27 protein-coding genes and 1 riboswitch are annotated in these 23,810 nt (G+C 36.4%); of the genes, 23 read left to right on the forward strand and 4 right to left on the reverse strand.

The window, feature by feature from the left end; genetic code table 11:
* Nucleotides 1-37: 37 nt before the first annotated feature.
* Together ribH and E1I69_RS01565 are read left to right on the forward strand one after the other, a co-directional pair.
* On the forward strand, nt 38-505 hold the full coding sequence (gene ribH, locus E1I69_RS01560; protein WP_136377880.1) for a 6,7-dimethyl-8-ribityllumazine synthase: 468 nt from the start codon (nt 38-40) through the stop codon (nt 503-505).
* 177 nt (nt 506-682) lie between these two features.
* Nucleotides 683-1,054 carry a GNAT family N-acetyltransferase gene (locus tag E1I69_RS01565; RefSeq protein ID WP_136377881.1) on the forward strand — a complete coding sequence of 124 codons (372 nt, stop codon included), beginning with the start codon at nt 683-685 and terminating at the stop codon, nt 1,052-1,054.
* 182 nt (nt 1,055-1,236) lie between these two features.
* Here E1I69_RS01565 and E1I69_RS01570 read toward each other — a convergent pair whose 3' ends face one another.
* A complete protein-coding gene (locus E1I69_RS01570) occupies nt 1,237-1,764 on the reverse strand; it encodes a DUF309 domain-containing protein (RefSeq protein ID WP_136377882.1) in 528 nt (175 codons plus the stop codon).
* A gap of 125 nt (nt 1,765-1,889) precedes the next feature.
* A complete protein-coding gene (locus E1I69_RS01575; protein WP_116352428.1) occupies nt 1,890-1,979 on the reverse strand; it encodes a YjcZ family sporulation protein in 90 nt (29 codons plus the stop codon).
* A gap of 217 nt (nt 1,980-2,196) precedes the next feature.
* On the opposite strand from E1I69_RS01575, the gene E1I69_RS01580 reads away from it, so the two are divergent.
* The 3 genes from E1I69_RS01580 (at nt 2,197) to E1I69_RS01590 (ending at nt 4,042) form a co-directional block, all read left to right on the forward strand.
* Nucleotides 2,197-2,961, forward strand: a complete 765-nt coding sequence (locus E1I69_RS01580; RefSeq protein WP_136377883.1) for a segregation/condensation protein A — start codon at nt 2,197-2,199, stop codon at nt 2,959-2,961.
* Complete coding sequence (gene scpB, locus E1I69_RS01585; protein ID WP_136377884.1) at nt 2,961-3,551, forward strand: SMC-Scp complex subunit ScpB; 591 nt, start codon at nt 2,961-2,963, stop codon at nt 3,549-3,551. The genes E1I69_RS01580 and scpB overlap by 1 nt, the downstream gene beginning before the upstream one ends.
* A 74-nt stretch (nt 3,552-3,625) precedes the next feature.
* Complete coding sequence (locus E1I69_RS01590; protein ID WP_136377885.1) at nt 3,626-4,042, forward strand: hypothetical protein; 417 nt, start codon at nt 3,626-3,628, stop codon at nt 4,040-4,042.
* A 44-nt stretch (nt 4,043-4,086) separates the two neighbouring features.
* Here the strand turns inward: E1I69_RS01590 and E1I69_RS01595 are convergent, their stop codons facing one another.
* On the reverse strand, nt 4,087-4,899 hold the full coding sequence (locus tag E1I69_RS01595; protein ID WP_136377886.1) for a DUF2935 domain-containing protein: 813 nt from the start codon (nt 4,897-4,899) through the stop codon (nt 4,087-4,089).
* Nucleotides 4,900-5,093: 194 nt separating this feature from the next.
* Between E1I69_RS01595 and E1I69_RS01600 the strand changes: the two genes are divergently transcribed.
* The 16 genes from E1I69_RS01600 to E1I69_RS01675 all read left to right on the forward strand — a co-directional run bounded on the left by E1I69_RS01600 (nt 5,094) and on the right by E1I69_RS01675 (nt 20,596).
* Nucleotides 5,094-5,972: a superoxide dismutase gene (locus E1I69_RS01600; RefSeq protein WP_136377887.1), complete on the forward strand. Its 879-nt coding sequence runs from the start codon at nt 5,094-5,096 to the stop codon at nt 5,970-5,972.
* A 161-nt stretch (nt 5,973-6,133) separates the two neighbouring features.
* Nucleotides 6,134-7,279, forward strand: coding sequence for a D-alanyl-D-alanine carboxypeptidase family protein (locus E1I69_RS01605; RefSeq protein WP_136377888.1), 1,146 nt, complete (start codon nt 6,134-6,136; stop codon nt 7,277-7,279).
* Between the two features lie 2 nt (nt 7,280-7,281).
* Nucleotides 7,282-7,881, forward strand: coding sequence for a nucleoside recognition domain-containing protein (locus E1I69_RS01610; protein WP_136377889.1), 600 nt, complete (start codon nt 7,282-7,284; stop codon nt 7,879-7,881).
* Nucleotides 7,878-8,411, forward strand: a complete 534-nt coding sequence (locus E1I69_RS01615; RefSeq protein WP_136377890.1) for a spore maturation protein — start codon at nt 7,878-7,880, stop codon at nt 8,409-8,411. Before E1I69_RS01610 ends, E1I69_RS01615 begins: the two co-directional genes overlap by 4 nt.
* Nucleotides 8,412-8,540: 129 nt before the next feature.
* A complete protein-coding gene (rluB, locus tag E1I69_RS01620) occupies nt 8,541-9,275 on the forward strand; it encodes a 23S rRNA pseudouridine(2605) synthase RluB (protein WP_136377891.1) in 735 nt (244 codons plus the stop codon).
* A 254-nt stretch (nt 9,276-9,529) separates the two neighbouring features.
* Nucleotides 9,530-10,060 carry a thiol-disulfide oxidoreductase ResA gene (gene resA / locus E1I69_RS01625; protein WP_136377892.1) on the forward strand — a complete coding sequence of 177 codons (531 nt, stop codon included), beginning with the start codon at nt 9,530-9,532 and terminating at the stop codon, nt 10,058-10,060.
* Between the two features lie 13 nt (nt 10,061-10,073).
* On the forward strand, nt 10,074-11,735 hold the full coding sequence (locus E1I69_RS01630; RefSeq protein ID WP_136377893.1) for a cytochrome c biogenesis protein ResB: 1,662 nt from the start codon (nt 10,074-10,076) through the stop codon (nt 11,733-11,735).
* Nucleotides 11,736-11,737: 2 nt separating this feature from the next.
* On the forward strand, nt 11,738-12,910 hold the full coding sequence (gene ccsB, locus E1I69_RS01635) for a c-type cytochrome biogenesis protein CcsB (RefSeq protein WP_136377894.1): 1,173 nt from the start codon (nt 11,738-11,740) through the stop codon (nt 12,908-12,910).
* Nucleotides 12,911-13,099: 189 nt separating this feature from the next.
* Entirely contained in the window at nt 13,100-13,816 is a 717-nt protein-coding gene (locus tag E1I69_RS01640) for a response regulator transcription factor (protein ID WP_136377895.1), read from the forward strand.
* On the forward strand, nt 13,813-15,597 hold the full coding sequence (locus E1I69_RS01645; protein WP_136377896.1) for an ATP-binding protein: 1,785 nt from the start codon (nt 13,813-13,815) through the stop codon (nt 15,595-15,597). The genes E1I69_RS01640 and E1I69_RS01645 overlap by 4 nt, the downstream gene beginning before the upstream one ends.
* A 97-nt stretch (nt 15,598-15,694) precedes the next feature.
* A riboswitch (cobalamin riboswitch) is annotated at nt 15,695-15,909 on the forward strand.
* Between the two features lie 155 nt (nt 15,910-16,064).
* On the forward strand, nt 16,065-16,484 hold the full coding sequence (locus E1I69_RS01650; protein WP_136377897.1) for a DUF4430 domain-containing protein: 420 nt from the start codon (nt 16,065-16,067) through the stop codon (nt 16,482-16,484).
* Complete coding sequence (locus E1I69_RS01655) at nt 16,484-16,987, forward strand: ECF transporter S component (protein ID WP_136377898.1); 504 nt, start codon at nt 16,484-16,486, stop codon at nt 16,985-16,987. Before E1I69_RS01650 ends, E1I69_RS01655 begins: the two co-directional genes overlap by 1 nt.
* A gap of 112 nt (nt 16,988-17,099) precedes the next feature.
* Entirely contained in the window at nt 17,100-17,651 is a 552-nt protein-coding gene (gene sigX, locus E1I69_RS01660; RefSeq protein WP_136377899.1) for an RNA polymerase sigma factor SigX, read from the forward strand.
* The gene (locus E1I69_RS01665) at nt 17,623-18,855 is read left to right on the forward strand and encodes a GerMN domain-containing protein (protein WP_161974824.1); all 1,233 of its coding nucleotides are present in this window, start codon (nt 17,623-17,625) and stop codon (nt 18,853-18,855) included. Before sigX ends, E1I69_RS01665 begins: the two co-directional genes overlap by 29 nt.
* Nucleotides 18,856-19,009: 154 nt before the next feature.
* Nucleotides 19,010-19,708, forward strand: coding sequence for a peptidoglycan DD-metalloendopeptidase family protein (locus tag E1I69_RS25180; protein ID WP_136377901.1), 699 nt, complete (start codon nt 19,010-19,012; stop codon nt 19,706-19,708).
* A 75-nt stretch (nt 19,709-19,783) separates the two neighbouring features.
* Nucleotides 19,784-20,596 carry a histidinol-phosphatase gene (locus E1I69_RS01675; protein WP_136377902.1) on the forward strand — a complete coding sequence of 271 codons (813 nt, stop codon included), beginning with the start codon at nt 19,784-19,786 and terminating at the stop codon, nt 20,594-20,596.
* Between the two features lie 84 nt (nt 20,597-20,680).
* Here E1I69_RS01675 and E1I69_RS01680 read toward each other — a convergent pair whose 3' ends face one another.
* Nucleotides 20,681-20,929, reverse strand: a complete 249-nt coding sequence (locus E1I69_RS01680; protein WP_077618638.1) for a ferredoxin — start codon at nt 20,927-20,929, stop codon at nt 20,681-20,683.
* A 297-nt stretch (nt 20,930-21,226) separates the two neighbouring features.
* Between E1I69_RS01680 and E1I69_RS01685 the strand changes: the two genes are divergently transcribed.
* Nucleotides 21,227-22,297, forward strand: coding sequence for a helix-turn-helix domain-containing protein (locus E1I69_RS01685; RefSeq protein ID WP_161974825.1), 1,071 nt, complete (start codon nt 21,227-21,229; stop codon nt 22,295-22,297).
* Nucleotides 22,294-23,805, forward strand: a complete 1,512-nt coding sequence (locus E1I69_RS01690) for a RecQ family ATP-dependent DNA helicase (protein ID WP_136377904.1) — start codon at nt 22,294-22,296, stop codon at nt 23,803-23,805. The genes E1I69_RS01685 and E1I69_RS01690 overlap by 4 nt, the downstream gene beginning before the upstream one ends.
* Nucleotides 23,806-23,810: the final 5 nt, after the last annotated feature.

The following is a 23,810-nucleotide window of genomic DNA, read 5'->3' on the forward strand; positions in this document are numbered from 1 at the left end:
AAAAATGAACCATAACTGATAACACAGGAGGCAAATGATGAATAAAATTTATGAAGGACATTTAGTTGGAACAGGTTTAAGAGTGGGGATTGTAGTTGCACGTTTTAATGAATTTATCACTGCAAAATTACTAAGCGGCTCACTTGATGCACTCAAGAGACATGGGGTTGCGGATGAGGATGTAGAAATAGCATGGGTTCCGGGTGCCTTTGAAATTCCGTTAATAGCTAAAAAAATGGCTGAATCAAGTAAATATGATGCAGTAATTGCGTTAGGGACAGTCATTAGAGGCTCTACTTCCCACTATGATTTTGTTTGTAATGAGGTAGCGAAAGGACTGGCTGCAACTGCATTAGCGACTGGAAAACCAGTCATGTTTGGTGTTTTAACAACTGACACAATTGAACAAGCAATCGAAAGAGCGGGAACCAAAGCAGGAAATAAAGGATGGGATTCTGCTGTATCTGCCATTGAAATGGCAAATCTTGCACGTTCATTTGAATAAATCGCGCCACTTTGTATAGATATGGAAAGTATTGGATATAATTTAAATTTAAGGGTATTCCAAAAAGACTATGGAAAAATGAACTAGTTAATGGTACTCTTAATAAATGATTAAGGTTAGTCCAAAAGTAGTAATGGATATACTGTTTGGAAAGTTTTTCGATAATGAGGGATTTATATGTTAATTCGTTATAAAAAGAATTATGAGAAAATCGCAATGGGGCTTCTTTCATTTATGCCGACCGAAAAGGACCTAAAGAACCTGCAAGCAACAATGAAGCAATATGAAGAAGATGATACACAGCAGCTATTCTTATGGAAAGAAGAAGATATTGTAGGAATTATCGGAACAACAATCCATGACGGAAATCTTGTAGAAATTCAACATATCTGCGTGAATCCATCCCATCGCTATCAAGGCATTGGAAAAAAGATGGTAAAGGCACTAAAAGAACATTTTCCAGATCGTGAGTTACGACCAAATGAACATACCGCAGCATTTTTTGAGAAATGTGATTTTTCAGAGGATGAAACATGTGAAGAGGGATAGTCATAAGACTGTCCCTTTTATTTTAAGATAAGAAAGTATAAAATTTTTACCTAGTTTTCGATGTCTAGCTCCAGGCGCCATCGGCTCGAGGTCATAAGCCAATCGCTTCGGAAGGCAAGAAGCGCCTTCTGTCAGCGCTCGTCTTATGCTTGTCGCCGATAGGCGGGCGCCTTGCGCTTTTCTTATTCGTTTCGCCTTTTCTGTTTTAAAAATAATTGTTTTTGTCGTTCGGCAATTGTCTCACTTCTGTCGCGTAATTTATGTTTATGAATGATTGCCTCATTTGAAAAATCGCTTGCTTTCCCCCATGATTTTTCTGATTTAGTAGCCTGGGATCTACAAATGGCAAGTAGATGTTTATCTGTTAACGGTAAATTTATACTTTCATAAGGGATGCCATTTTCAATATCATAGTATTTTTTTTGTAATAGTTTAATTAGTTCATCGGCTTGAAATCCTAACATTACAAACTCGGATTTCTGTTCTTGACAAATCTTTAGCGCGCTTTTCATCATTTTGAGTGCACCTGGTCTATTACCACGACGGTAGTGATAAAATGATACGGCAATTTGAATTAAACCTACCCAATATTTCTTTCTTTCAGGAACAGGATCCTCTTTCCAATGTTCTTCCAAAACTTCATGGCATTCAAAATAATCCCGCTCACAATGAAAATGAATTAAATACTCAATAAATGCTTCTGGATACAAGGGTGATTACACATCCTTTTAACACTATGTACCTGTAGTTTACCATATTAATTGAACCCATAACATGGAAAAAATAAAGTGTTCAGCATATTGCCGAACACTTTATCGTCATTTTCAGTGATTAATTAAAACCAAGCTGCACCAACGATAACTAAAAGAATAAACAATACTACGATTAAGGCAAAACCGCCTCCAAAAAAGTATCCACCACTCATTTAAAATACCTCCTTAAGTTTCTTGGTTACACAGTTATAGTATGACTTTTAATACTACTTGTGTGGGCGGGTGTCCATATCCACCATCATTTTTTCTAAAAAATTAAGGGCTATTATCCAAAATCCAGATATGGCTTGAATGGTTATTATGTTCTATACTAATTATTGTGTTAAAATATAAGAATATGACTAAGTCAAGAAGGGTATTTTTGGTGAGATGAGCGTGGATTTACATTACAGCGTAAAAATTGACTCTTTTGAAGGTCCATTAGACCTTCTTTTACATTTAATCAATCGATTAGAAATTGATATTTACGATATACCGGTTGCGGAAATTACAGAACAATACTTAATATATATACATGCAATGAAAGTATTACAATTAGATATTGCAAGTGAGTACCTAGTTATGGCTGCGACGCTGTTAGCAATTAAAAGCAAAATGTTGCTTCCGAAACAAGAAGAAGAGCTTGTCGATGGTGACTCAGAGTTTGAGTATGAAGAGGATCCGCGTGAAGACCTGATGAATCGACTAATTGAATACCGTAAATATAAGAATGCCGCAGATGATTTGAAGCATCTAGAAGAAGAGCGTTCCCAATTGTTTACAAAACCTCCAAGTGATTTAAGTGAATTTACGAAGGATGTCTCCAACAATTATACATTAGATGTTAATATCTATGACATGCTGGGAGCATTTCAAAAGCTAATGCGCCGAAAAAAGTTGCAAAGGCCCTTAACAACAAGAATTACTAGACAAGAAATCCCCATCGAAAAAAGGATGGAAGAAATTGTTAATGAATTAAAGGGCTACCGTGGAAAAAAGAAGTTTACAGAGCTTTTTCCATATCATGATAAAAACCATATTGTTGTGACATTCCTTGCGCTTCTTGAGTTAATGAAGAAAAATGCTGTTTTAATTGAACAGCAGAATAATTTTTCAGAAATTTATATATCAAGTATGGAAAGGGATTATTTGTAATGAAATTAGTTGATTGGAAAGCCATTGTCGAAGGGCTGCTGTTTGCAGCTGGAGACGAAGGGTTGACATTAAAACAAATGGCAATGGTTTTAGAAATAAGCGAAAGCACTGTTTTGGACATATTAGGAGAATTAAAGAATGATTATAGTCAAACAGGTCGGGGCATAAATCTAGTTGAGGTTGCTGGTACGTATCAACTAACGACAAAAAAAGAACATGCTGGTTATTTGAAAAAACTAGTAGAATCACCTACTTCGACTTCGCTATCACAGGCTGCATTAGAGACACTTGCTATTATTGCTTATCGTCAGCCGATTACACGAGCAGAAGTCGAAGAAATTCGTGGGGTGAAGACGGAAAGACCGATTCATACCTTAATGGCGAAAGTATTGATTAAAGAGGTAGGGCGTGTTGAAGGTACGGGAAGAGCTATTTTATATGGCACAACGAAGGAGTTCTTAGAGTACTTTGGATTAAAGAAATTGGAAGAATTGCCTCCGCTTCCTGAAAAAGTTGATGAACAGTATGTTCAGGAGGAAGCTGACCTCTTCTTTGAAAGATTTCAAGAAACGATAGAAGATTCAAATTAATTCACCTCAACTTTGCTATCTATGGTAATATGTAGATAATCTATTTGGAAAATCGTGGCGAGTGGGGTGGAAATGTGTTAATTAAACAATGTAGTGGATTTGAACTTGAAAAAACGTTAAAAAATACGTTTGAGGACTTTTTTAACCAATCTGAAGTAACATTTGTAGAAGATGGAGAGGAAAGGACTTTACAAATACTTTATTTGCGTTATTTTGAAGAGCAATTTACATCTTTTACTCCTTTTACCGAGGATCCAGTGTATAAGATTGATACAAATGAAATATATTTCAAGGATCTTGTAGCTCTTGTATGCTTGCTTAAGAATCCGGAGTATCGTCATCGTAAACGAGTATATGTAAATGAGCAAAATCAATTTGAAGAACATTTTGAAGGGATTCATTTTGATAGACTTAAAGAAATATTTACACATCTCCATCACAAAGATGGCTATGAATTAAAATCAGCAATAGAATTTATCCAACAAACCTAATAAACAAACCCCAATTGCAGAGTTTACGCGATTGGGGTTCTCTTTTATTCTTGAACACGTCGCTTTGTTGGGTCACAATTTGGCTGATTGACGTTTTTTGTGCTTTTCGCTAATTTGATCAAATAATAGCATTCTTCCCTAGCCATATGGTCGGCCATAAGGGGAGTCAGGACCCCTAAAATTTCCTTATTTAATTCCATTTCTTCTAATTCTTCCAGAAAGCCTTTAAAAATTTTCATTTCGATTTCTACATCATGATTAAATCGGGAAAGAGCAGGAAATTCATATTGACTTGTACGTAGGAAACCAACCATTTCAACGGCTTTTAGGTAAAAATCTTCCCAATCCTTTACGAACTTCTCACTCTTTTGAATTAAATCTTTTTCTACTCTGTCTAGGTTCGATACAATTCCACCTGCATGACCTGCGGCATCTAGAAGCCAAATAAGGTGGTGATGAAGTGCATGTGTAGGTGGTACTTCTTTACCTTCGACCAAGAAACTGGATACACGTAACCATTCCTCTAATTCATTGACCATATGATTAATAAAAGAAGGAGAAAGGCTAATTTTAACTTTTCCGACTAGTTGATTTTTTATAATATCTAATTTTAATTGGCGAAGCTGTTCTGCAGCAGTTCTTCCTTCTTGGATAATAGTAATCATTTGATTTGGTTGTAGTGATTCTCTCGTCGAGTTTAACAAACGATCAAACACCGTGATAAATTGTTTTGATTTCGTTATTCTTTCTTTTTCACTCGGTGCCAAAGAATCATGTATAAATCGACTATGGTCACCTAGAACCTGCATCCAAAACTGAGTTTCGAATAAGGCTTCCTCCTGAAATGAACGATTCACTTCTTCATACCTCCCAATATATACTCATGCTTTTAAATTCAAATAAAAAATAGGCATTTGCCAAGTTTTCTACAATATCTGTATGTAGAAAGGGAAAGATAGGTGATTCATCCTTTATTATTCTTTATATGTAAGTCACGAAAAATTGGGAAAACGCATACGATATTGACGATTAAAAACGAGGGAGGATTATGATGGGGACCCCTGAAAAATATGTGGCAGAAGTGAAGGAATGGTTTTTGGAGTTGAAAAATCAGATTGAAAATGAACGGAATGGAGACCTTCAAGTGGAATTAATAAAGTTTTCAAATTTCCTTGAATCAGTAGGTACAAAGGTAACGCCAACTAATGTGCTAGAATTGCAGGCTGAGGTAGAAAACCTTTATCATATGAGTTTACGATTTGCAAAACAAGTGAGTGAAAATGATGAATCTCAAGACACAAGAAGAGTAGGGATTGGACAGCATAGATTGCCACCTCTCCCATATGCTTATGATGCATTAGAGCCTTATATCTCAAGAGAAATTATGATACTCCATCATGATAAGCATCATAAGAGCTATGTGGAAGGATTAAACAAGGCTGAGAAAATGATGGAAAAGGCTCGTGACACAGGTGACTATGATTTATTGAAGCATTGGGAAAGAGAAGCTGCATTTCATGGTTCAGGACATTATTTGCATACGATTTTTTGGAATGTAATGAAGCCAAAGGGTGGTGGAATGCCGGGGCGCGAGTTACTCCGCCAAATTAATAGGGATTTTGGAAGCTTTGAAGTCTTTAAGAGACATTTCAGTGAAGCAGCAAACAAGGTGGAAGGTGTAGGTTGGGCCATTTTAGTATGGTCACCAAGAGCTGGTCATTTAGAAATCTTACAAGCGGAACGACATCAATTCATGACCCAATGGGATACGATTCCATTACTTGTTCTAGATGTTTGGGAACATGCTTATTATCTTCAGTATAAAAATGTTCGTGCAGACTATGTGAAAAATTGGTGGAATATCGTAAATTGGGATGAAGTTGAACACCGATTTAATGAAGCGTCAAAACTTCAATGGAAGCAATATTGATCCCTTTTTTTGTGCTGACCTGGTCTTGGTCAGTTTTTTTGTGCATGTTTAGTGATTAGTTCCAGCACTTAGCGTTTTTCGATGTTTGTACATATTTTATTCATATAGTTGGACATGTTTTGCATACACTTTTACAAAACAGCAAAAGGGACGGGGATCGAATGACATTATTCCGCAAAAGATTAATTACACTTATCATCATTGTTATGGTTCTCATAGGCTTCCTTCCTCAAAAAGCGAGCGCACTTACTGTTAGTGCAAAAGGTGCGATCTTAATAGAGCAAGAGTCTGGTAGAATTTTGTTTGAAAAAAATGCCCATCAACGAATGAGAATTGCCAGTATAACCAAAATCATGACAGCTATTATCGCCATTGAATCAGGAAAGCTGGATGAAATGGTAAAAGTGAGTAATAAAGCCGTCCGTGCAGAAGGGTCTTCTTTATACCTAAAGCCAAATGAGCAAATAAAGCTCGAGGATTTGGTTTATGGATTAATGTTACGGTCAGGTAATGATTCTGCAGTTGCTATAGCTGAACATGTAGGCGGCAGTTTAGAAGGCTTTGTTTTTATGATGAATCAAAAGGCTGCAGAAATTGGTATGCAAAATACAGAATTTGCAAATCCACATGGGTTGGATGACCATGAAAACCATTATTCAACCGCGTATGACATGGCGATATTAACAAGATATGCGATGAGGAATGAAAAATATCGGGAGATTACAGGTACAAAAGTACACCGTGCACCGAATCCGACTGAAAAGTGGGATCGTGTTTGGAGAAATAAAAATAAGCTATTAACAAAGTTATATCCGTATAGCACTGGTGGAAAAACAGGATATACAAAGCGGGCAAAACGCACATTAGTTTCAACAGCATCAAAGGATGGAATTGATTTAATAGCTGTCACGATTAATGCCTCTGATGACTGGAATGATCATATGAATATGTTTAACAGTGCTTTTGAAAAGTATGATTTAGTCAAAGTTGTAGAAGAAGGCTACTTACGAACTGACAGCAGTTTTTACAAAGGTAAAGTGTTTGTCGATCATGATTTTATGTACCCCTTGTCTTCAGAAGAGAAAAAGGAGATTAAGCTCAATGTTGAGTTACTTGAACCTGATAAACGGGAGTGGCGGAAACAAGAAAATGTCCCTGATATAGTAGGTACACTAACTGTGAATCTTGGTGACAAGACAATCGAAGAAATGCCTATCTATTTTGATAATGGCAATGTTGACAGACCCAAAGAAACATTTTGGGAAACATTGAAAAGTATCTTTTTAGTAATTTTAGGGGTTAAATGACGATGGTAAATATTATTTGGGTAGCAATGACCATTATCGGAATTATCTTTGCGAGCATAAATGGGACAATCAATGAAGTAAATCAAGCAATCTTTAAGGGGGCTTCAGAAGCAGTTACGATTTGTATAGGTTTAATAAGTGTGCTTGTTTTCTGGTTAGGGCTGATGAGAATTGCACAAGAGGCGGGCTTATTAGAAAAACTGTCCAAATTATTTCGACCTCTTGTTAGTCGATTATTTCCAGAGGTGCCAGTTGACCATCCAGCAATGGGATATATGCTTTCAAACATGATTGCTAATATGTTTGGCCTTGGCAATGCTGCTACACCAATGGGAATTAAAGCGATGGAACAGCTAAGAGAGCTAAACGGCGGGAAAACATCTGCAAGCCGCTCGATGGTTACTTTTCTAGCAATTAATACAGCAAGTGTGACACTTGTTCCCACTACAGTCATTGCAATCAGGATGACCTATGATTCTACAAATCCAACTGATATTGTAGGACCAACTTTAATCGTAACTTCACTTTCAGCTATTGGTGCGGTATTAATTGACCGGTATTTTTATCATCGAAGAGTGAAGAAGGGTGGCGCCCGAAAATGAATATCATTAACACCATTTCACTCTGGCTAATTCCAGTAATTATTGGGTTTATCCTCTTATATGGAACTGCGAAACGAATACCAACTTATGAAACATTCGTTGAAGGTGGAAAGGAAGGAATAAAAATTGCCTTTTCCATTATGCCGTTTTTAATAGGAATGTTAGTTTCGATTTCAATATTCAGGGCATCTGGTGCAATGGATTTCTTCATTAATCTAATCCGTCCAGCATTAGAATTCGTGGGATTTCCAGCAGAAATAGCCCCTTTAGCTATAATAAGGACGCTTTCTGGTACGGCTGCCTTAGGAATGACAACAGATTTAATTGCCACGTATGGTCCTGATTCGTTTATTGGTAGACTTGCGTCAATCATGCAGGGGAGCACCGACACTACCCTTTATGTACTAACAGTCTATTTCGGCGCTGTTGGTATTAAAAAAATGGGTGATGCCCTAAAAGTCGGTCTATTAGCTGATTTACTAGGTATCATTATTAGTATCGTAGTAGTTACAATCTTATTTGGATCATAAAACACGTCTAATTAGCGTGTTTTTCTTTTTTGAGTTTTTTAGGAAACTTCTCGGATGGACATACTAAAGAATGTTTTTATCTTGTACAAATACTAAGAAACAAGTAAGATGTTTAAGGGGTGAGCATAGATGGAACGACTACAAAAAGTAATTGCACATGCAGGTGTAGCTTCAAGGAGAAAAGCCGAGGAGCTCATTGTAGCAGGACAAGTTAAGGTTAATGGAAAAGTTGTAAAGGAGCTAGGAATTAAGGTTGGCTCAAATGATAAAATTGAAGTAAGTGGCATACCGTTAGAAAGGGAAGAGCCAGTTTACTTTTTATTTTATAAGCCACGTTCAGTGATTTCGAGTGTGAGCGATGATAAAGGGAGAAAGGTAGTAACGGACTTTTTTCCAGAAATTAGAGAACGGATTTATCCAGTTGGAAGACTAGATTACGATACATCTGGATTGTTGTTGTTAACGAATGATGGTGAGTTTGCAAATCTTCTTATGCATCCAAAGTATGAGATTGAGAAGGTATATGTTGCAAAAATCAAAGGTATTCCACCTAAGGAAAAACTTCGCCAATTAGAAAGAGGCATTAAGCTAGAGGATGGAATGACTGCCCCTGCTAGAGTTAAGCTTATTTCCATGGACAAGCGTAAACAAACGTCTATTATCGAGATTAGCATTCATGAGGGAAGAAACCGACAAGTGAAAAGAATGTTCGAAGCGATTGGACATCAAGTAATGAAGTTGAAAAGAGAAAGATTTGGCTTCTTAACTCTTCAGGGTTTACATACTGGTGAGTTCAGAGAATTGCTTCCACATGAGGTTAAACAGTTAAGGGCCTTAGCGAGTACGAAAGATAATCGGCTATAGAAATTTAAGCTTATTCGAGTGAAACTAGTTTCACCCGCCTTTTAGGAACGCTCTAAAAGGTCCTAAATTTCATGCTGCTTTTTATAGAAAGTAAGCTTTTCATGTGTTACATGAAATGTAGTTGAAATAAGTTTGCTAATAATGATTCTCAATTGTCACATAACCTTCAAAATGTTTGCAATGTCATAATATTAGAAAGTGCTATAATGGCAAAGAAAGTACACATTTAATCTATAAATAAAGGGAGATTTTAAATGGACAAGAAAAAGCGACGATTAGTTATTCGAACGATCATATTGTTACTTCTCGCCGCTGCGCTCGTTTATACATTGTATATCAATTTCTTTACAAGTAAGGAAAAGGTAGCAGTTGGGGATATGGCACCAGATTTTGTCGTTACAGACTTGAATGGGAATGAACACCATTTGTCAGAGTATAGAGGCGAAAAGGGTGTGTTTTTAAACTTCTGGGGAACATGGTGTGAGCCCTGCCAAAGAGAGTTTCCATATATCGATACATATTATCAGGAATATAAGGATCAAGGAGTTGAAGTAATCGCCATTAACGTAGGTGAACCTAAATTCAGTGTTAATAACTTTATTAAAAAATACGATTTATCATTTCCTGTTGCAATCGATAAGGGAAACCAGTTGCTAAATGCCTATGGAATTGACCCATTGCCAACTACTTTGTTGATTGATAAGAATGGAGAAGTTGTTGAGATAATTACTGGTGAGATGACTAGCAAAATGGTCCGAGATTATATGGAGCAAATAAAGCCATAGGGAGTTATTTTTTATGGAAAATGTAAAATGTGAATGTGGACATGTGAACCCGCATGGGACAATTTTTTGTGAGGCTTGTGGAAAACCTGTCCAAGGTGAAGAAATAAATCAGGATGATAATGAGAAAAAGAAATTGCTTGATATGAGGTATGAGGGAAGTGCTAGACGCTCTCAAACCTATAATAAAACGATTGTTGATAAAATTTGGAATTTCTTTTCTTCTGTAAAAGTAGGGGTTTGGATCATCGTTGTGCTTTTAATTGCTTCAGCACTTGGGACTGTTTATCCCCAGGAACTATACATACCGCCGACCATGAGTCCGGCTGATTTCTATGAACAAGAATATGGAATAACTGGAAGATTATATTATCAACTAGGTTTCCATAACCTGTATGGCTCTTGGTGGTATATGATCCTTATCGCAATGCTTGGTATTTCCTTAATTATTTGTAGTATAGACCGTGTTGTACCTCTATATAAAGCGTTAAAAAAGCAAGGTGTTACACGTCACGAAAGTTTCTTAAAAAGACAGCGTGTATATGGTAAAAACACGGTTGAAAATATCGATAATGACTTTGAAACAGTTAAGCAAAAATTAAAAAAGAAACATTATTCTGTCCGAGAAGAAAACGGAAACATCTTAGCTGAAAAAGGCCGCTTCTCAAGATGGGGTCCATATGTGAACCATTGTGGACTTATTATATTTCTAATCGGTGCAATGCTTCGATTTGTACCTGGAATGTATGTAGATGAGGTACTTTGGATACGCGAAGGAGAAACGGCAAGTGTTCCAGGAACACATGGAAAATATTATTTAGAGAGCGAACGATTTCTTGTAGAAGTTTACGAGAAGGGTAAAGAAAAAGAAGTTTTTGAAGATGCGCTCGAGCTTGCTGGGAATGGAATGGTAGTAAAAAATTATCAAACAGATGTTACGTTATATGAACGTACAGATGAGATCATCCCGGGGGTTGAACCAGAATTAAAAAAGGTTAAATCTCATGAAATTCGAGTGAATGAGCCATTAAAACATGATCATTATGCTTTCTATCAAGTTGATTATAAACTCAACGAATTTAGTACAATGTCGTTTAACATGATTGACAAAGAAACGAATGAAGATTTTGGAACAATCACGATTAATTTAAGGGATCCACAGGAAAAGTATGATTTAGGTAATGGTTACTCAATTGAGCTAGCAAGCTACTTTCCTGATTTCTTTTTTAATGACGAAGGCGAACCTGCTACTAAAACAAAGATTCCAAATAACCCAGCATTTGTATTTAAAATGTTTGCTCCAGATAAACCTGACGGAGAAATTAGCTTTGTTGCGATTCAGCAAAATATAGAACCTATGGGTGATAATAAATACAAGATGGCTTTTGCCGGAATCGAAATGAAAAACGTCTCTGGATTAACAGTTAGAAGGGATTTTACATTATGGATTTTAGCTGTTGGAGGAGCAATCTTTATGATTGGGGTTATTCAAGGTTCGTACTGGCATCATCGTCGTATCTGGATTCAACGGAAAAATAACGAGGTTATTGTTGCGGGACATACCAATAAAAACTGGTTTGGCTTAAAAAATGAAATACGATATGTTCTAGCAGACACTGGAATCTCGGAACCTATAGATCAAGTTGATGCAAAAAATAAGGAAAATAAGGAGGGGTAAAAATGGCTGAATTAAGTTCAAATCTTCTATTTGCTGCTTTTATTCTCTATCTTGTGGCAACGTTTGTCTTTGGCGGTGCAATAAGAGATAAAAAAAGTATAAATGGATATAACCGCTGGTCTCAGTTCGGGATAATTGTCACCATTATTGGATTTGCTGCACAACTAGGCTATTTTTTTACTCGGTGGATTGCAGCAGGGCATGCGCCTGTAAGTAATTTGTTTGAATTTATCACGTTTTTTGGAATGATGTTAGTCCTTGCATTCATCATCATTTATTTTATATATAAAACAAGTATATTAGGTCTTTTTACCTTACCTATTGCGCTATTAGTAATCGCATACGGTAGTATGTTTACAAGGGAAATTTCTCCCCTAATCCCGGCGTTACAAAGTCACTGGCTACAAATACATGTTACGACTGCTGCATTAGGTCAGGCCATTCTTTCCATTAGCTTTATAGCAGGAATTCTTTATCTTTTAAAGGTTGTTGACCAAACTGTAAAAAGTAAGAAAACATTTTGGCTGGAATTTGTTATGTATGTACTTGTTGTAGTGGTGGGCTTTGTAGCAATCACAACTGCTTTTGGAACGATGAAATATGAATCTGTTTTTTCATGGATTGATAAAGAGGGCGCAAATGCTGAAATGGTGTATAAATTACCTGCGTTGGTAGTACCTAATGAAGGTGAGTTATTAACGGATGGAAAATTCTCAAGTGGTATTGAATTACCTGCATTATTAAGTGCCAGAAAAGTAAACACCCTTCTTTGGTCAATTATTTCAGGTTCAATTCTATACGGATTAATTCGTTTAATTCTACGTAAACGTATTGGGGCAGCATTACAGCCATTAACTAGAAAATTGAATTTAGATTTAGTTGATGAAATCGGGTATCGTTCAGTCGCAATCGGATTTCCAGTCTTTACACTAGGAGCGTTAATTTTTGCAATGATTTGGGCGCAAATTGCATGGACGCGTTTCTGGGGCTGGGATCCAAAAGAAGTATGGGCCCTTATCACATGGCTCTTTTATGCAGCCTTCTTACACTTAAGACTATCAAAAGGCTGGCATGGTGAAAAATCCGCGTGGCTTGCAGTCGTTGGATTCTTCATTATTATGTTTAATACGATTTTCGTAAACCTAGTTATTGCAGGTTTACACTCATACGCGTAATGAATAAAAGTCTTCATCATCTGATGAAGGCTTTTTACATATAAAATTGCCTTGTTTGTGTCGGATTTTTGACTTTTCGACAGCTTTTGAAAACGAGTGTGATATATGTTATAGCAAATTACCAAAATTTTATGTACGATAGAGTTGTATAGAAATATTCTTTCGGAAAGAAATTGGAGGAATAACATAATGGAAAATGAAGCAAAAATTTTAGTAGTCGATGATGAAGAGAGAATTCGTCGTTTACTTAAAATGTATTTAGAAAGAGAAAATTATGTGATAGAAGAAGCAGACAATGGCGATGCTGCCTTAGAAAAGGCATTAAAAAACGAATATGATCTTATTTTATTAGATCTCATGATGCCAGGAAAAGACGGAATTGAAGTATGTCGGGAGTTACGAGAAAAGAAATCAACTCCAATCATTATGCTAACTGCCAAAGGGGAAGAAGTGAATCGCGTTCAAGGATTTGAAGTTGGAACCGATGACTATATAGTCAAACCCTTTAGTCCAAGAGAAGTTGTTTTGCGTGTGAAAGCATTATTAAGAAGGTCTTCCCTTACAACCTACCTACAAACCGAAACAACTGCAAAGGATGTAATCGTATTCCCGCATCTAACAATTGATAATGATGCGCATCGTGTCACTGCAGACGGAAAAGAAGTAGGCTTAACACCTAAGGAATATGAATTACTATGTTTCCTAGCAAAATCACCTGACAAGGTATTTGACCGTGAGCAGTTGTTAAAAGAAGTGTGGCACTACGAATTCTTTGGTGACTTACGTACGGTTGATACTCATGTTAAACGCTTACGCGAAAAATTAAATAAAGTATCTCAGGATGCTGCAAAAATGATTGTTACTGTATGGGGCGTTGGTTATAAATTTGAGGTCGGCCAGGAATGAAATTTTGGCGAAGTGTTGTAGGAAAACTATGGGCAACCATTCTATTACTGTTTTCCTTTGTACTATTTGTTTTAACCGTATTATTCATGGAGTATTTTGAAAATTATCATATCCAGGAAGCTGAACGAAATTTAACCCAGCTAGCGGCAAATATTGCGGTCATAATGGAGCAGCAAGAGGATAAAGATATTGCCCGGAACCTTGCATGGGAGCTTGTGAATGACGAAACAAAAGTCATAATTGTAGCTGATGAAAACACATATTGGGTATCACCCGATCGTAAATCACTTGCCAATATCCCTGTTGGGCTATTAACAGATGATCCAGATCTTAAACTTGTTATCACAAAGGATCAAAATAAAAGTAAAAAGCTCATCCTCCCGGAAACAGATAATGTAAATAACCAAAATCGAGAGTTATTTGTTGTTGGGGCACCCCTTCATATTGAAAATGATCAAAAGGGTGCGGTATTTCTTTATCAATCATTAGATGTTGTGCAGCAGACAACCCAACGGACAACCCAATTTATTATTTTAGCTGCAGGCATAGGAATTGTACTTACGACTGTTTTTGCGTTTTTCTTATTGACTCGAATTACGGCTCCTTTACGTAAAATGAGGGAAGCAGCTACTGAAGTTGCAAAAGGAAAATTTGATACGAAGGTACCTATTCTAACTCATGACGAAATTGGCGCACTTGGTTTGGCACTTAACCAAATGGGAAGGCAATTAAAATACAATATGAATGCTCTTAATCAAGAAAAAGAGCAGCTTGCAAGTATATTAAATAGTATGGCAGATGGCGTCATCACATTAAATCGTGATGGAACGATTTTGGTTACAAATCCACCTGCTGAACGCTTCCTTCAGGCTTGGTACTATCAACAGGGTATGTATCAGGATGTTGGCGAGGAGCTTCCTCCAGAAGTTAAAGATCTCTTTCAACGTGCTGTTTCCTTTGAAAAAGAGCAATTTATTGAAATAAGTCTTCAAGGTAGAACTTGGGTTATTTTGATGAGTCCCCTCTATAATCAAACCTATATTAGGGGTGCTGTTGCTGTACTTCGTGATATGACAGAAGAAAGACGATTGGATAAGCTTCGTGAGGACTTTATCGCAAATGTTTCACATGAGTTAAGGACACCAATAGCTATGCTACAGGGTTATAGTGAAGCGATTATGGATGATATTGCAAGCTCTGAAGAAGAGAGGAAAGAAATCACAAAGGTTATCTACGAAGAGTCATTACGCATGGGTCGACTTGTTAACGAATTATTGGACATAGCGAGGATGCAATCGGGTCATATTACCTTGAATAAAGAAAATATTGACTTCGATTCGTTTATTAACCGAGTGATTCGGAAATTTCAAGGTTTAGCTAAGGAGAATTTAATTACTTTAACTGCAACGAAAGAAGAAGATATCGGTGAAATTTCCATCGATCCTGATCGTATTGAGCAAGTATTTACAAATTTAATTGATAATGCCATTAGACATACCGATGAAAATGGTAGGGTCGAGGTACATGTAACGGGACAAGATACATCTATTAAAGTGGACATCAGGGATACAGGGTCTGGAATTCCAGAAGAGGATTTACCGTTTGTATTTGAACGGTTTTATAAGGCGGACAAAGCGAGAACGAGAGGTAAGTCGGGTACTGGATTAGGACTTGCTATTGTAAAAAACATTATTGGTGCTCACAATGGAAATATCTCAGTTCACAGTAAGCTGGGCGAAGGAACGACATTTACATTCGTTATTCCTCGAAAAAGTGAGTAATTTGAAAATTGGTGACGAAGATTCTTGTTTCATAAGAAACATTTTCCTTGTAAAAGAATCATCCTTCTTGTAATATAAAGAAGGTTAAAAAAATGAATAAAAAATCAGAATTATAGGTGTCTGAGGATATATATTCTCAAAGACTTAATAGGGAATCTGGTGTGAATCCAGGACTGCCCCCGCAACTGTAAAAGTGGACGAAATGAGAAAAACCACTGTATGAATGGATGGCAAATGCTGTTCATCATATGGGAAGGACTCAAAGTAGAATGAAGCTAAAGTCAGTAGACCTGCCTAATTCGATCGCATTTAATTCTTCGGGGTGTGGGAATTAACAATAAAGCTTCCTGCTTTTTTGTTGTTTTTCCATATTATTAACAAGGCTCACCCGATGTGGTGAGCTTTTTATTTTGGTATTTCGTGCTTAGCACATAAATAACTATCTAACACAAAGGGGAGCTAGAATCATGAAAAAATTTATAGTTGCTTTACTTGCTTTAGGATTATTATTTGGATGTAGTAATGAACAATCCACGAACAAATCATCCAACAACAATTCATCTGAAACAGTTAACAAAAAAGAAAAAGCAGAAATTGTAACTGTCGTGATTTCGAAAAACAACGGAGAAGAAATGATCGAAGAAAAAGAAATCGAAATCGCAACAGATAAAGAAGTTACGGTTATGGATATCATGCAAGAAAACTTTGAGATCGAAACGCAATTTGATGGTGCCTTTGTTGCAAGCATTAACGGAATTGCCGGTAGTGACGAAGACAAAACATCTTGGTTTTATTCTGTGAATGGTGAAGAAGCAATGGTAGGGGCGAACGAATATAAAGTAGAGCCTGAAGATAAAATTGAGTTTGATCTCCATAAGTGGGAATAATGAATTTATCTGTTAAAAACCTAACGTTTTTATCAATGTTAATCGCATTATCGGTTGTTGGGCGCATTATGTTTACATTTCTTCCAAATGTTCAGCCAACGACTGCCATTATCATCATAGCTAGCCTGTTTCTAGGGCCAATCTATGGTGTAGTTGTAGCCGTATTAAGTTCGGTATTATCCAACCTTGTAATGGGAATGGGATTATGGACCGTTGGGCAAATCATTGCATGGGGAACCATCGGGCTAATGAGTGGATCTCTACGTAAATATCGTGACCGAATTCCAGTCATGATGTTAGCCATTTATGCTGTGATTTGTGGTTTTCTATATGGACTAATAATCTCAATACCACTTTACTTATTCTCAGGTAAGTTTTTTGCTTATTACTTAGCGGGTCTTCCATTTGACATGAGCCATGCAATTGGAAATGGAGTGTTTTTTCTCATTTTATATCCCGTTTTAAGACTATTATTCTTAAAAAATGTAACAATCGTAAAGTAAGGAAGAATATTACCAAAATATTCTTCCTTTTTTTATGAAAACATACTATATTGGGAGTGTAACTTTTTTTACGAAACATTCGACTAATGAAATGAACGGGAGGATTTGCAAAATGGATTCCTTATTTGAGGAACTATATGAAAAGTATCATCACGATGTCTATTCCTTCTTATTTTATATGGTGAAAAATCGTGAACTGGCTGAAGATCTCGTTCAGGAAGTTTATATAAGAGTTTTAAAATCATATGATAGATTCGAAGGGAAGAGTAGTGAAAAAACATGGTTATTTTCAATTGCAAGACATGTTGCAATTGATTCATTTCGAAAACAAAAAGGTTGGAAACAAAGAATTTTGGATTCCTTTGATTGGAGCCGTCAAGAGGTAAAAGACTTTGCTCCACTTCCAGAAGAAATAGCCTTACAAAATGAGCAAGTCCAGATGATGTATCGCTGCCTAGAACGCTGTACGACTGATCAACGATTGGTCTTAATTTTGCGTTATATTCAATCTCTTTCGATTGCTGAGACCGCTGAAGCTTTAGGTTGGACAGAAAGTAAAGTAAAAACAACTCAACATAGAGCACTTAAGGTCTTAAAGACATACATGGAAGAATCTGGTATAAAGGAGGGTGCAGATGATGAAAAAATCAGAGTGGAACGATGAACAACTAGAGCAGATGCTATCGCAAATGCCAAAAATGAAAGACAATCGTAAACCACAAGAAATTTATCAAAATATAACCCTTAAAATGAATAATCAAAAGAAAAGGGTTTGGATGGTTCCTACTTTTGCATCTGTGGCAGCAGCGCTTCTGTTATTCATCTTAGCTCCTTCTTTCATAAATAATATGGGTAGTTCGAGCTCTGACTCAGCAGAAATGCCTAGAGAAGAAAAGAGTATCGCTATGGATAATAATAAAGAAACAGCATCAAACGATAATTCAGCTAGCACAATACAAAAAGCTGAAGAACCAAAATCCGATGAAGAGGTGGGGATTTTTTCTTCAGAGGAACAACCTGTTCAAAGGTATGCAGTTCATAATGTGGGTGAAAATCAAGTATTATTAACATATGGGGTATATTTAGGTGGTGTCATGTTTCCTACCATCGTATCAATCGTTGTTGAATCAGATGGTCAGGATGTTGTAGAACAATGGCAAAAAAACATTCCACGTCTAAATGAATTTATTCGTCAAAATGAGGGATGGGGTATTGATGAGTTACCAGAGTCCTATTTTGCGGATTTTTCAGAAGTGGAAACGAAGGATTCTGCAAAAGCGGTAAGAGTAGATGTAAATAACACAGTTCATACAGAGTCCTTTGCATCTGGTCAAATTGCGGAGTTTACACAGGCAATTAATTCCTTCCGTTATCTGTTGAAAGATTATCAGCATGCTGAACTTTTTCAAAATGATCAACAGGGTATTATGGTCGGGGAGACCGGAATTACAGAAAATAATATCGATCTCGAAAAAGATACGAAAAAAGCCTATTTATACTTTATGAATGAGGAATCCGGTCAAAAGCTTTTAGCCTTAACTTATGAAGAATTCAAGACTGTAGAGCAGGCGCTTGAAGCTATGAAAAATGATAAAACTCAAGGCGATTATAAACTTTTTTCAACAATTATAACTGAAATAAAGGATATTAACGAAGATGGTTCTAATTTAGAGGTTCATTTCAGTGAAGACGCAGTATTAGAGAATACAGATGATTATATTTTAATGTTAGATGCAATCATGCTAACTGCTAAGGAATTTAACTTTGCTGAAGTTACATTTTACGGAAATATTGATCAAATTGGAAGTGTACGCTTTGGTGAACCGACACCGGTCCCATTAGCACCCAATCCATTACCAATCCAATAAAGAGGCACATAGTTGTCTCTTTTTTTGTTGTTTGTTTTTTGTTTCCCCAAAAAATATACATGCATTTATTTACATAATTTAAGAAAATTTTTCAAATAATGAAAGGGTGTTATTCTTCATAGCACGAATTGTTCATTTTTTGAGGAGGATCATCATGGTTTTTTTTGTTAGACGGATTGCTATTTTTGCCGTAATGGTAATTTGGGTGGATTTAGTCTTTGCTAATGTCCAATATGCCAATGCACATGAATTACCAGCAGAAACAACAGAGGAGTGGGCATGGCCAGTCACAGGGAGAATCACTGATACATTTGGAACTAGGCAAGGAAATCATAAAGGCTTGGATATCGCTGCTCCAGTTGGAGATCACATATATGCGGTTGAAGAAGGAATTGTTTCCATTTCAAGTTACAAGGGTTCATATGGACATGTTATATTTATACAACATCCGAATGGGTATGAAACGGTCTATGCACATCTTAGTAAACGGAGTGTAAAAGAAGGTGAGCGAGTAGCAAAGGGTCAAATAATTGGGTATATAGGGAGTACAGGGAATTCAACAGGACCACACTTACATTTCGAAGTACACAACGGGGAATGGAATCCTTCTAGAAACAATGCCATTGACCCACTTTACGTACTGACTGACGAGCAGATTTTGGTTCCTACCATTTTGCAAAAAGAGGGAATTGAGGTTTCAAAAGAGCTTGAAACCTACACAGTCAAAGAGGGTGAATCTCTTTCTGTCATTGCAAATAAAGTAGGATTATCTGTCGAAGAAATTAAAGCTTTAAATCAGTTGACTGGTGATTTAATTTTCCCAAACCAGGTCTTAATTGTTGAAAAAACCTAGAAAATTTTAAAGGTTTTCCATTCCCATCAGAAGTTAGTTCATGTATAATGATAAAAACTTCGATGGGGGATTTTTATGCGCACTGATTATCACAATCATTTAGAGTTGGGTACACTTGAATTAGACTATTTAATGAAGTTTATGGATGAAGCGAAGCTTAAGAAGATTGATTATTTTGGGATTTCCGAGCATGCTTACCATTTTTATCAGACAAAAGATATCCTTAGTAATCCTTGGGTAGATGCAAGGAGATATTACGATATGAAGGATTATGTTGATTTATTTAAGCTTGCCTGGAAAAATGATATTGATGTAAAAATGTCGATTGAAATGGATTATACACCTGGAAAACACGCCGAGATGGAAAAATTCATTTCATCCTATGACTTTGATTATGTAATTGGATCGATTCACTGGGTTGGAGATTTTGGAATTGACCTTGCGGAGTTCCGTGATGAATGGGATAAACGAGATTTACATGATACATATACGAAGTATTATGATCAGGTGATTACTTTAGCACAATCAAACTTATTTGATATTATCGGTCATATTGATCTTGTTAAAATTTTTAAGTATATCCCGGAGGACGAAGAATTCCTTTTGCATCAATTTGATCGTGCTACAACGGCTTTAGCGAATTCCAAAACATGTGTTGAAATTAGTACAGCAGGATTACGAAAGCCGATTGGCAAGCTTTATCCAGATCCAAGACTTCTCCAAATGTGTTTTGACAAAAATATCCCAATTGTTTTGTCATCAGACGCACATAGACCACAAGATGTAGGAGCTGATTTTGACCAGGCGATTGATTTAGCAAAACGTGTTGGTTATAAAACATTGATGACATTTGAAAAAGGGGATCGTAAAGAAGTTCCACTAGGATAAATCAAATAAAACAGGCTTTCTAAGCCTGTTTTATTTAATAAAAGAACCCTTTTTTAGAAAAGGGTTCTTTGTAAATTGAATGTGCTATTCAAATTTCAACGGATCACCATCAAAAGGCTCGTCTGCAACTTTAATGGAATCAGTTGGACACCCCTCAAATGCATCAATCATATCTTCTTCTAATATTTCTGGAATTTCAACAATTCCTTGGTTATCATCAAGTGTTACGAATGCAATACCGTCATCATCGTAATCGTAGATGTCCGGTGCAGCTGCACCACATGCACCACAAGCGATACAAGTTTCTTTGTCAACAATGGTATACTTTGCCATGTGTACTTAACCTCCCGAAATCTTTACATGTATAAACATATATTTATATATTAGTTTCCCATCTTCCATCCTCAAAAAGATGTGAAACAGCTTCCTCATATCTCATTGTAAAGCTGTTCACCAAACTTTTCAATAAAAATATAATGTGAGATTGCTTAAAGGAGCAGGGTTTTTCCTTATTGACAAGCATGTCCATATTTCCACACGAAAACATCCCACTTTTCGTTATTATTTGATAAAATAAAGGTAACATTCATTCGACAATTTTCCATGTATTTCGATTATGGGGGGAATACCGTGTACCTATCCTATCGTTCAATCTTGATTTTAACATGTATAGATAAATTCAACGGAGAACGAACCGTTTATGGTATTTATCATTTATTGAATGGTAAAAAATCCTCTCAAACGATTGGTGATGCGAATCTATTTAGTCTCACATCCTTATTTGGAACTCTTAAACCGTTGGATAGAGAACTATTCGATAAAGAAATAAAATGGCTTCACCAGCTTTCCATGATAAAAGAAATAACACCTACAAGTAATAAATTCGTTTTGACTGAAAGTGGATCTTCCATCTTAAATAGTGAATATAAAAAGAAACCGATTCCTGACCATTTAAATGGTTGGAAATACAATGATCATTCTCTAATTCTTTGGCGAAGACTCTCTCTTCTTACACAGGTTTTGTCGAATTTAATTAATGGGAAAAAACGGTACACACCCATCCAACAGGAAGATACGGTTTTTGAATGGGTAAAAAAATTCCTAATGAAGAATGGACATAATCGGTATGAATTGTCTGAATGCCTATATAAAGAGGTTTTGCACTCCCTTGAAAGGGTTTCTGAGATTGAGGCGACCATTTTCGTCATGAGGCTTACAAGTTCGACCAGAATTGGCTATACGATTGAGCAAATTAGTTCCATATTAAATGAGGATGAGACATGGTGTCAGATTCTTTTTCTACATACACTTCATTCGATTGTTAAACAACTTGAAATGAATGAACAGAAATTTCCAATCCTCGTTTCAATGACTGAGACTAACCATGATAACAATGTGTTATTTACAGCTTCCACTAAGACAACATATCAGATGCTATTGCAGGGTAAAACAATTGATGAAATTGCACACTTTCGAAATTTGAAACGAAATACCATTGAAGACCATGTTGTAGAAATCACACACCAAATACCTGATTTTTCAATTGATCAATTCGTATCTTCTGAACATCAGCAATTGATCTTATCAGCATATCAAATGTTGCAAACCAAACAATTAAAACCTATTAAGGAAAAACTTTCAAATGACATTTCTTATTTTGAAATTAGACTCATCCTTGCAAGAATCGGTGATATAACATGAATCTTAGAGAAATTTTAATAGAAAAATTTAATCATACTTCCTTTCGAAAAGGGCAAGAGGAAATCATCGAGGATATCCTATGTGGGCATGATGTGATTGCTCTTTTACCAACTGGAGGAGGAAAATCCCTTTGCTATCAATTGCCTGCCCAAATCCTTGATGGGAGTGTTCTTATTATTTCACCACTTGTTGCATTAATGGAGGATCAGGTACTTCAATTAAAGAAGATGGGCGAAAAAAGAGTAATTGCTCTGAATAGTTTCCTCTCGTATGAAAAAAAACGAAAGATTATCCCCGGACTTCACAAATATAAATATATCTTTGCATCACCTGAAATACTGCAATCGAAATTTTTGATGAATCGATTAAAAGGAATTCATTTTTCGTTATTTGTGGTGGATGAGGCACATTGTATTTCGCAATGGGGACATGATTTTCGGCCTGACTATTCCAGGCTTGGTGATATTCGCAAAATGATTGGTTCTCCACCTTGCCTTGCATTAACAGCAACGGCAACAAAAGAGGTTTTTGAGGACATCAAAGGAACTTTACAATTAACCAAACCTAACATGCACATACACTCCATAGATCGACCCAATATTGCAATCGCCGTGAAAAAAGTTGATTCTCTTGAAAATAAAAAGGAAGAGCTTTTAAAATATGCAAAAGAGTTACAAGGTCCAGGAATCGTCTATTTTTCAAGTCGGATCATGGCTGAAAATATCGCCCAATATCTAAAGGATAATGGTTTTGAACGAGTCGCTTTTTATCACGGTGGGATGGAGCAGGAAAAAAGAATGCTGATTCAGGAGCAATTTATCCATAACCAACTATCTATTATTTGCTGTACGAATGCATTTGGGATGGGTATAGATAAGCCCGATATTCGTTTTGTCATACATTTTCACTACCCTTCACAGATGGAGGCGTATTTACAGGAAATAGGACGTGCGGGCAGGGACGGAAAACCAAGTGCAGCCATCCTGTTATATCATGAAATGGACCATGAGATTCCGGAAGTCTTGATAAAATATGAACTTCCAACAATAGAACAAACTCAATTGGTGGTCGATTATATGAATCAGGAAATAAAGGATAAGGGTGCATTTATCTATACAAAAACAGTTGAGGAGTACTTTCTGACAGTCTTTAGTGTATCAGAAGTCCAATGGCGATTTATTCAATTATATCTTGCCCTAGACGAGGTTATAAAAACACCTGTTAATGTAAAAACGGCTATTTATATCGTCGAAGAAGCCGCAAGGAAACGGTATATATATAAGCTAAATAAACTTAAAATGATGGAGAATTGGATAAAGACACAAAAATGTCGTCGTGAAGCAATCTTGGCTTATTTCAATGAAGAAGTAGAAAAAAAGCCTTCATCATGCTGTGATTTATGTGAAATAGATTGGGATATGTACAAGCGCAAATTTAATGAGGAAAATGAGTGGAAACCAGCTTCTTGGAGACAAGAATTACAACGAATTTTCCATAGAAATGGGTGAAAAAT

This window comes from Bacillus timonensis (assembly GCF_004799755.1).
Classification (GTDB): Bacteria; Bacillota; Bacilli; order Bacillales; family Bacillaceae_L; genus Ferdinandcohnia; species Ferdinandcohnia timonensis_A.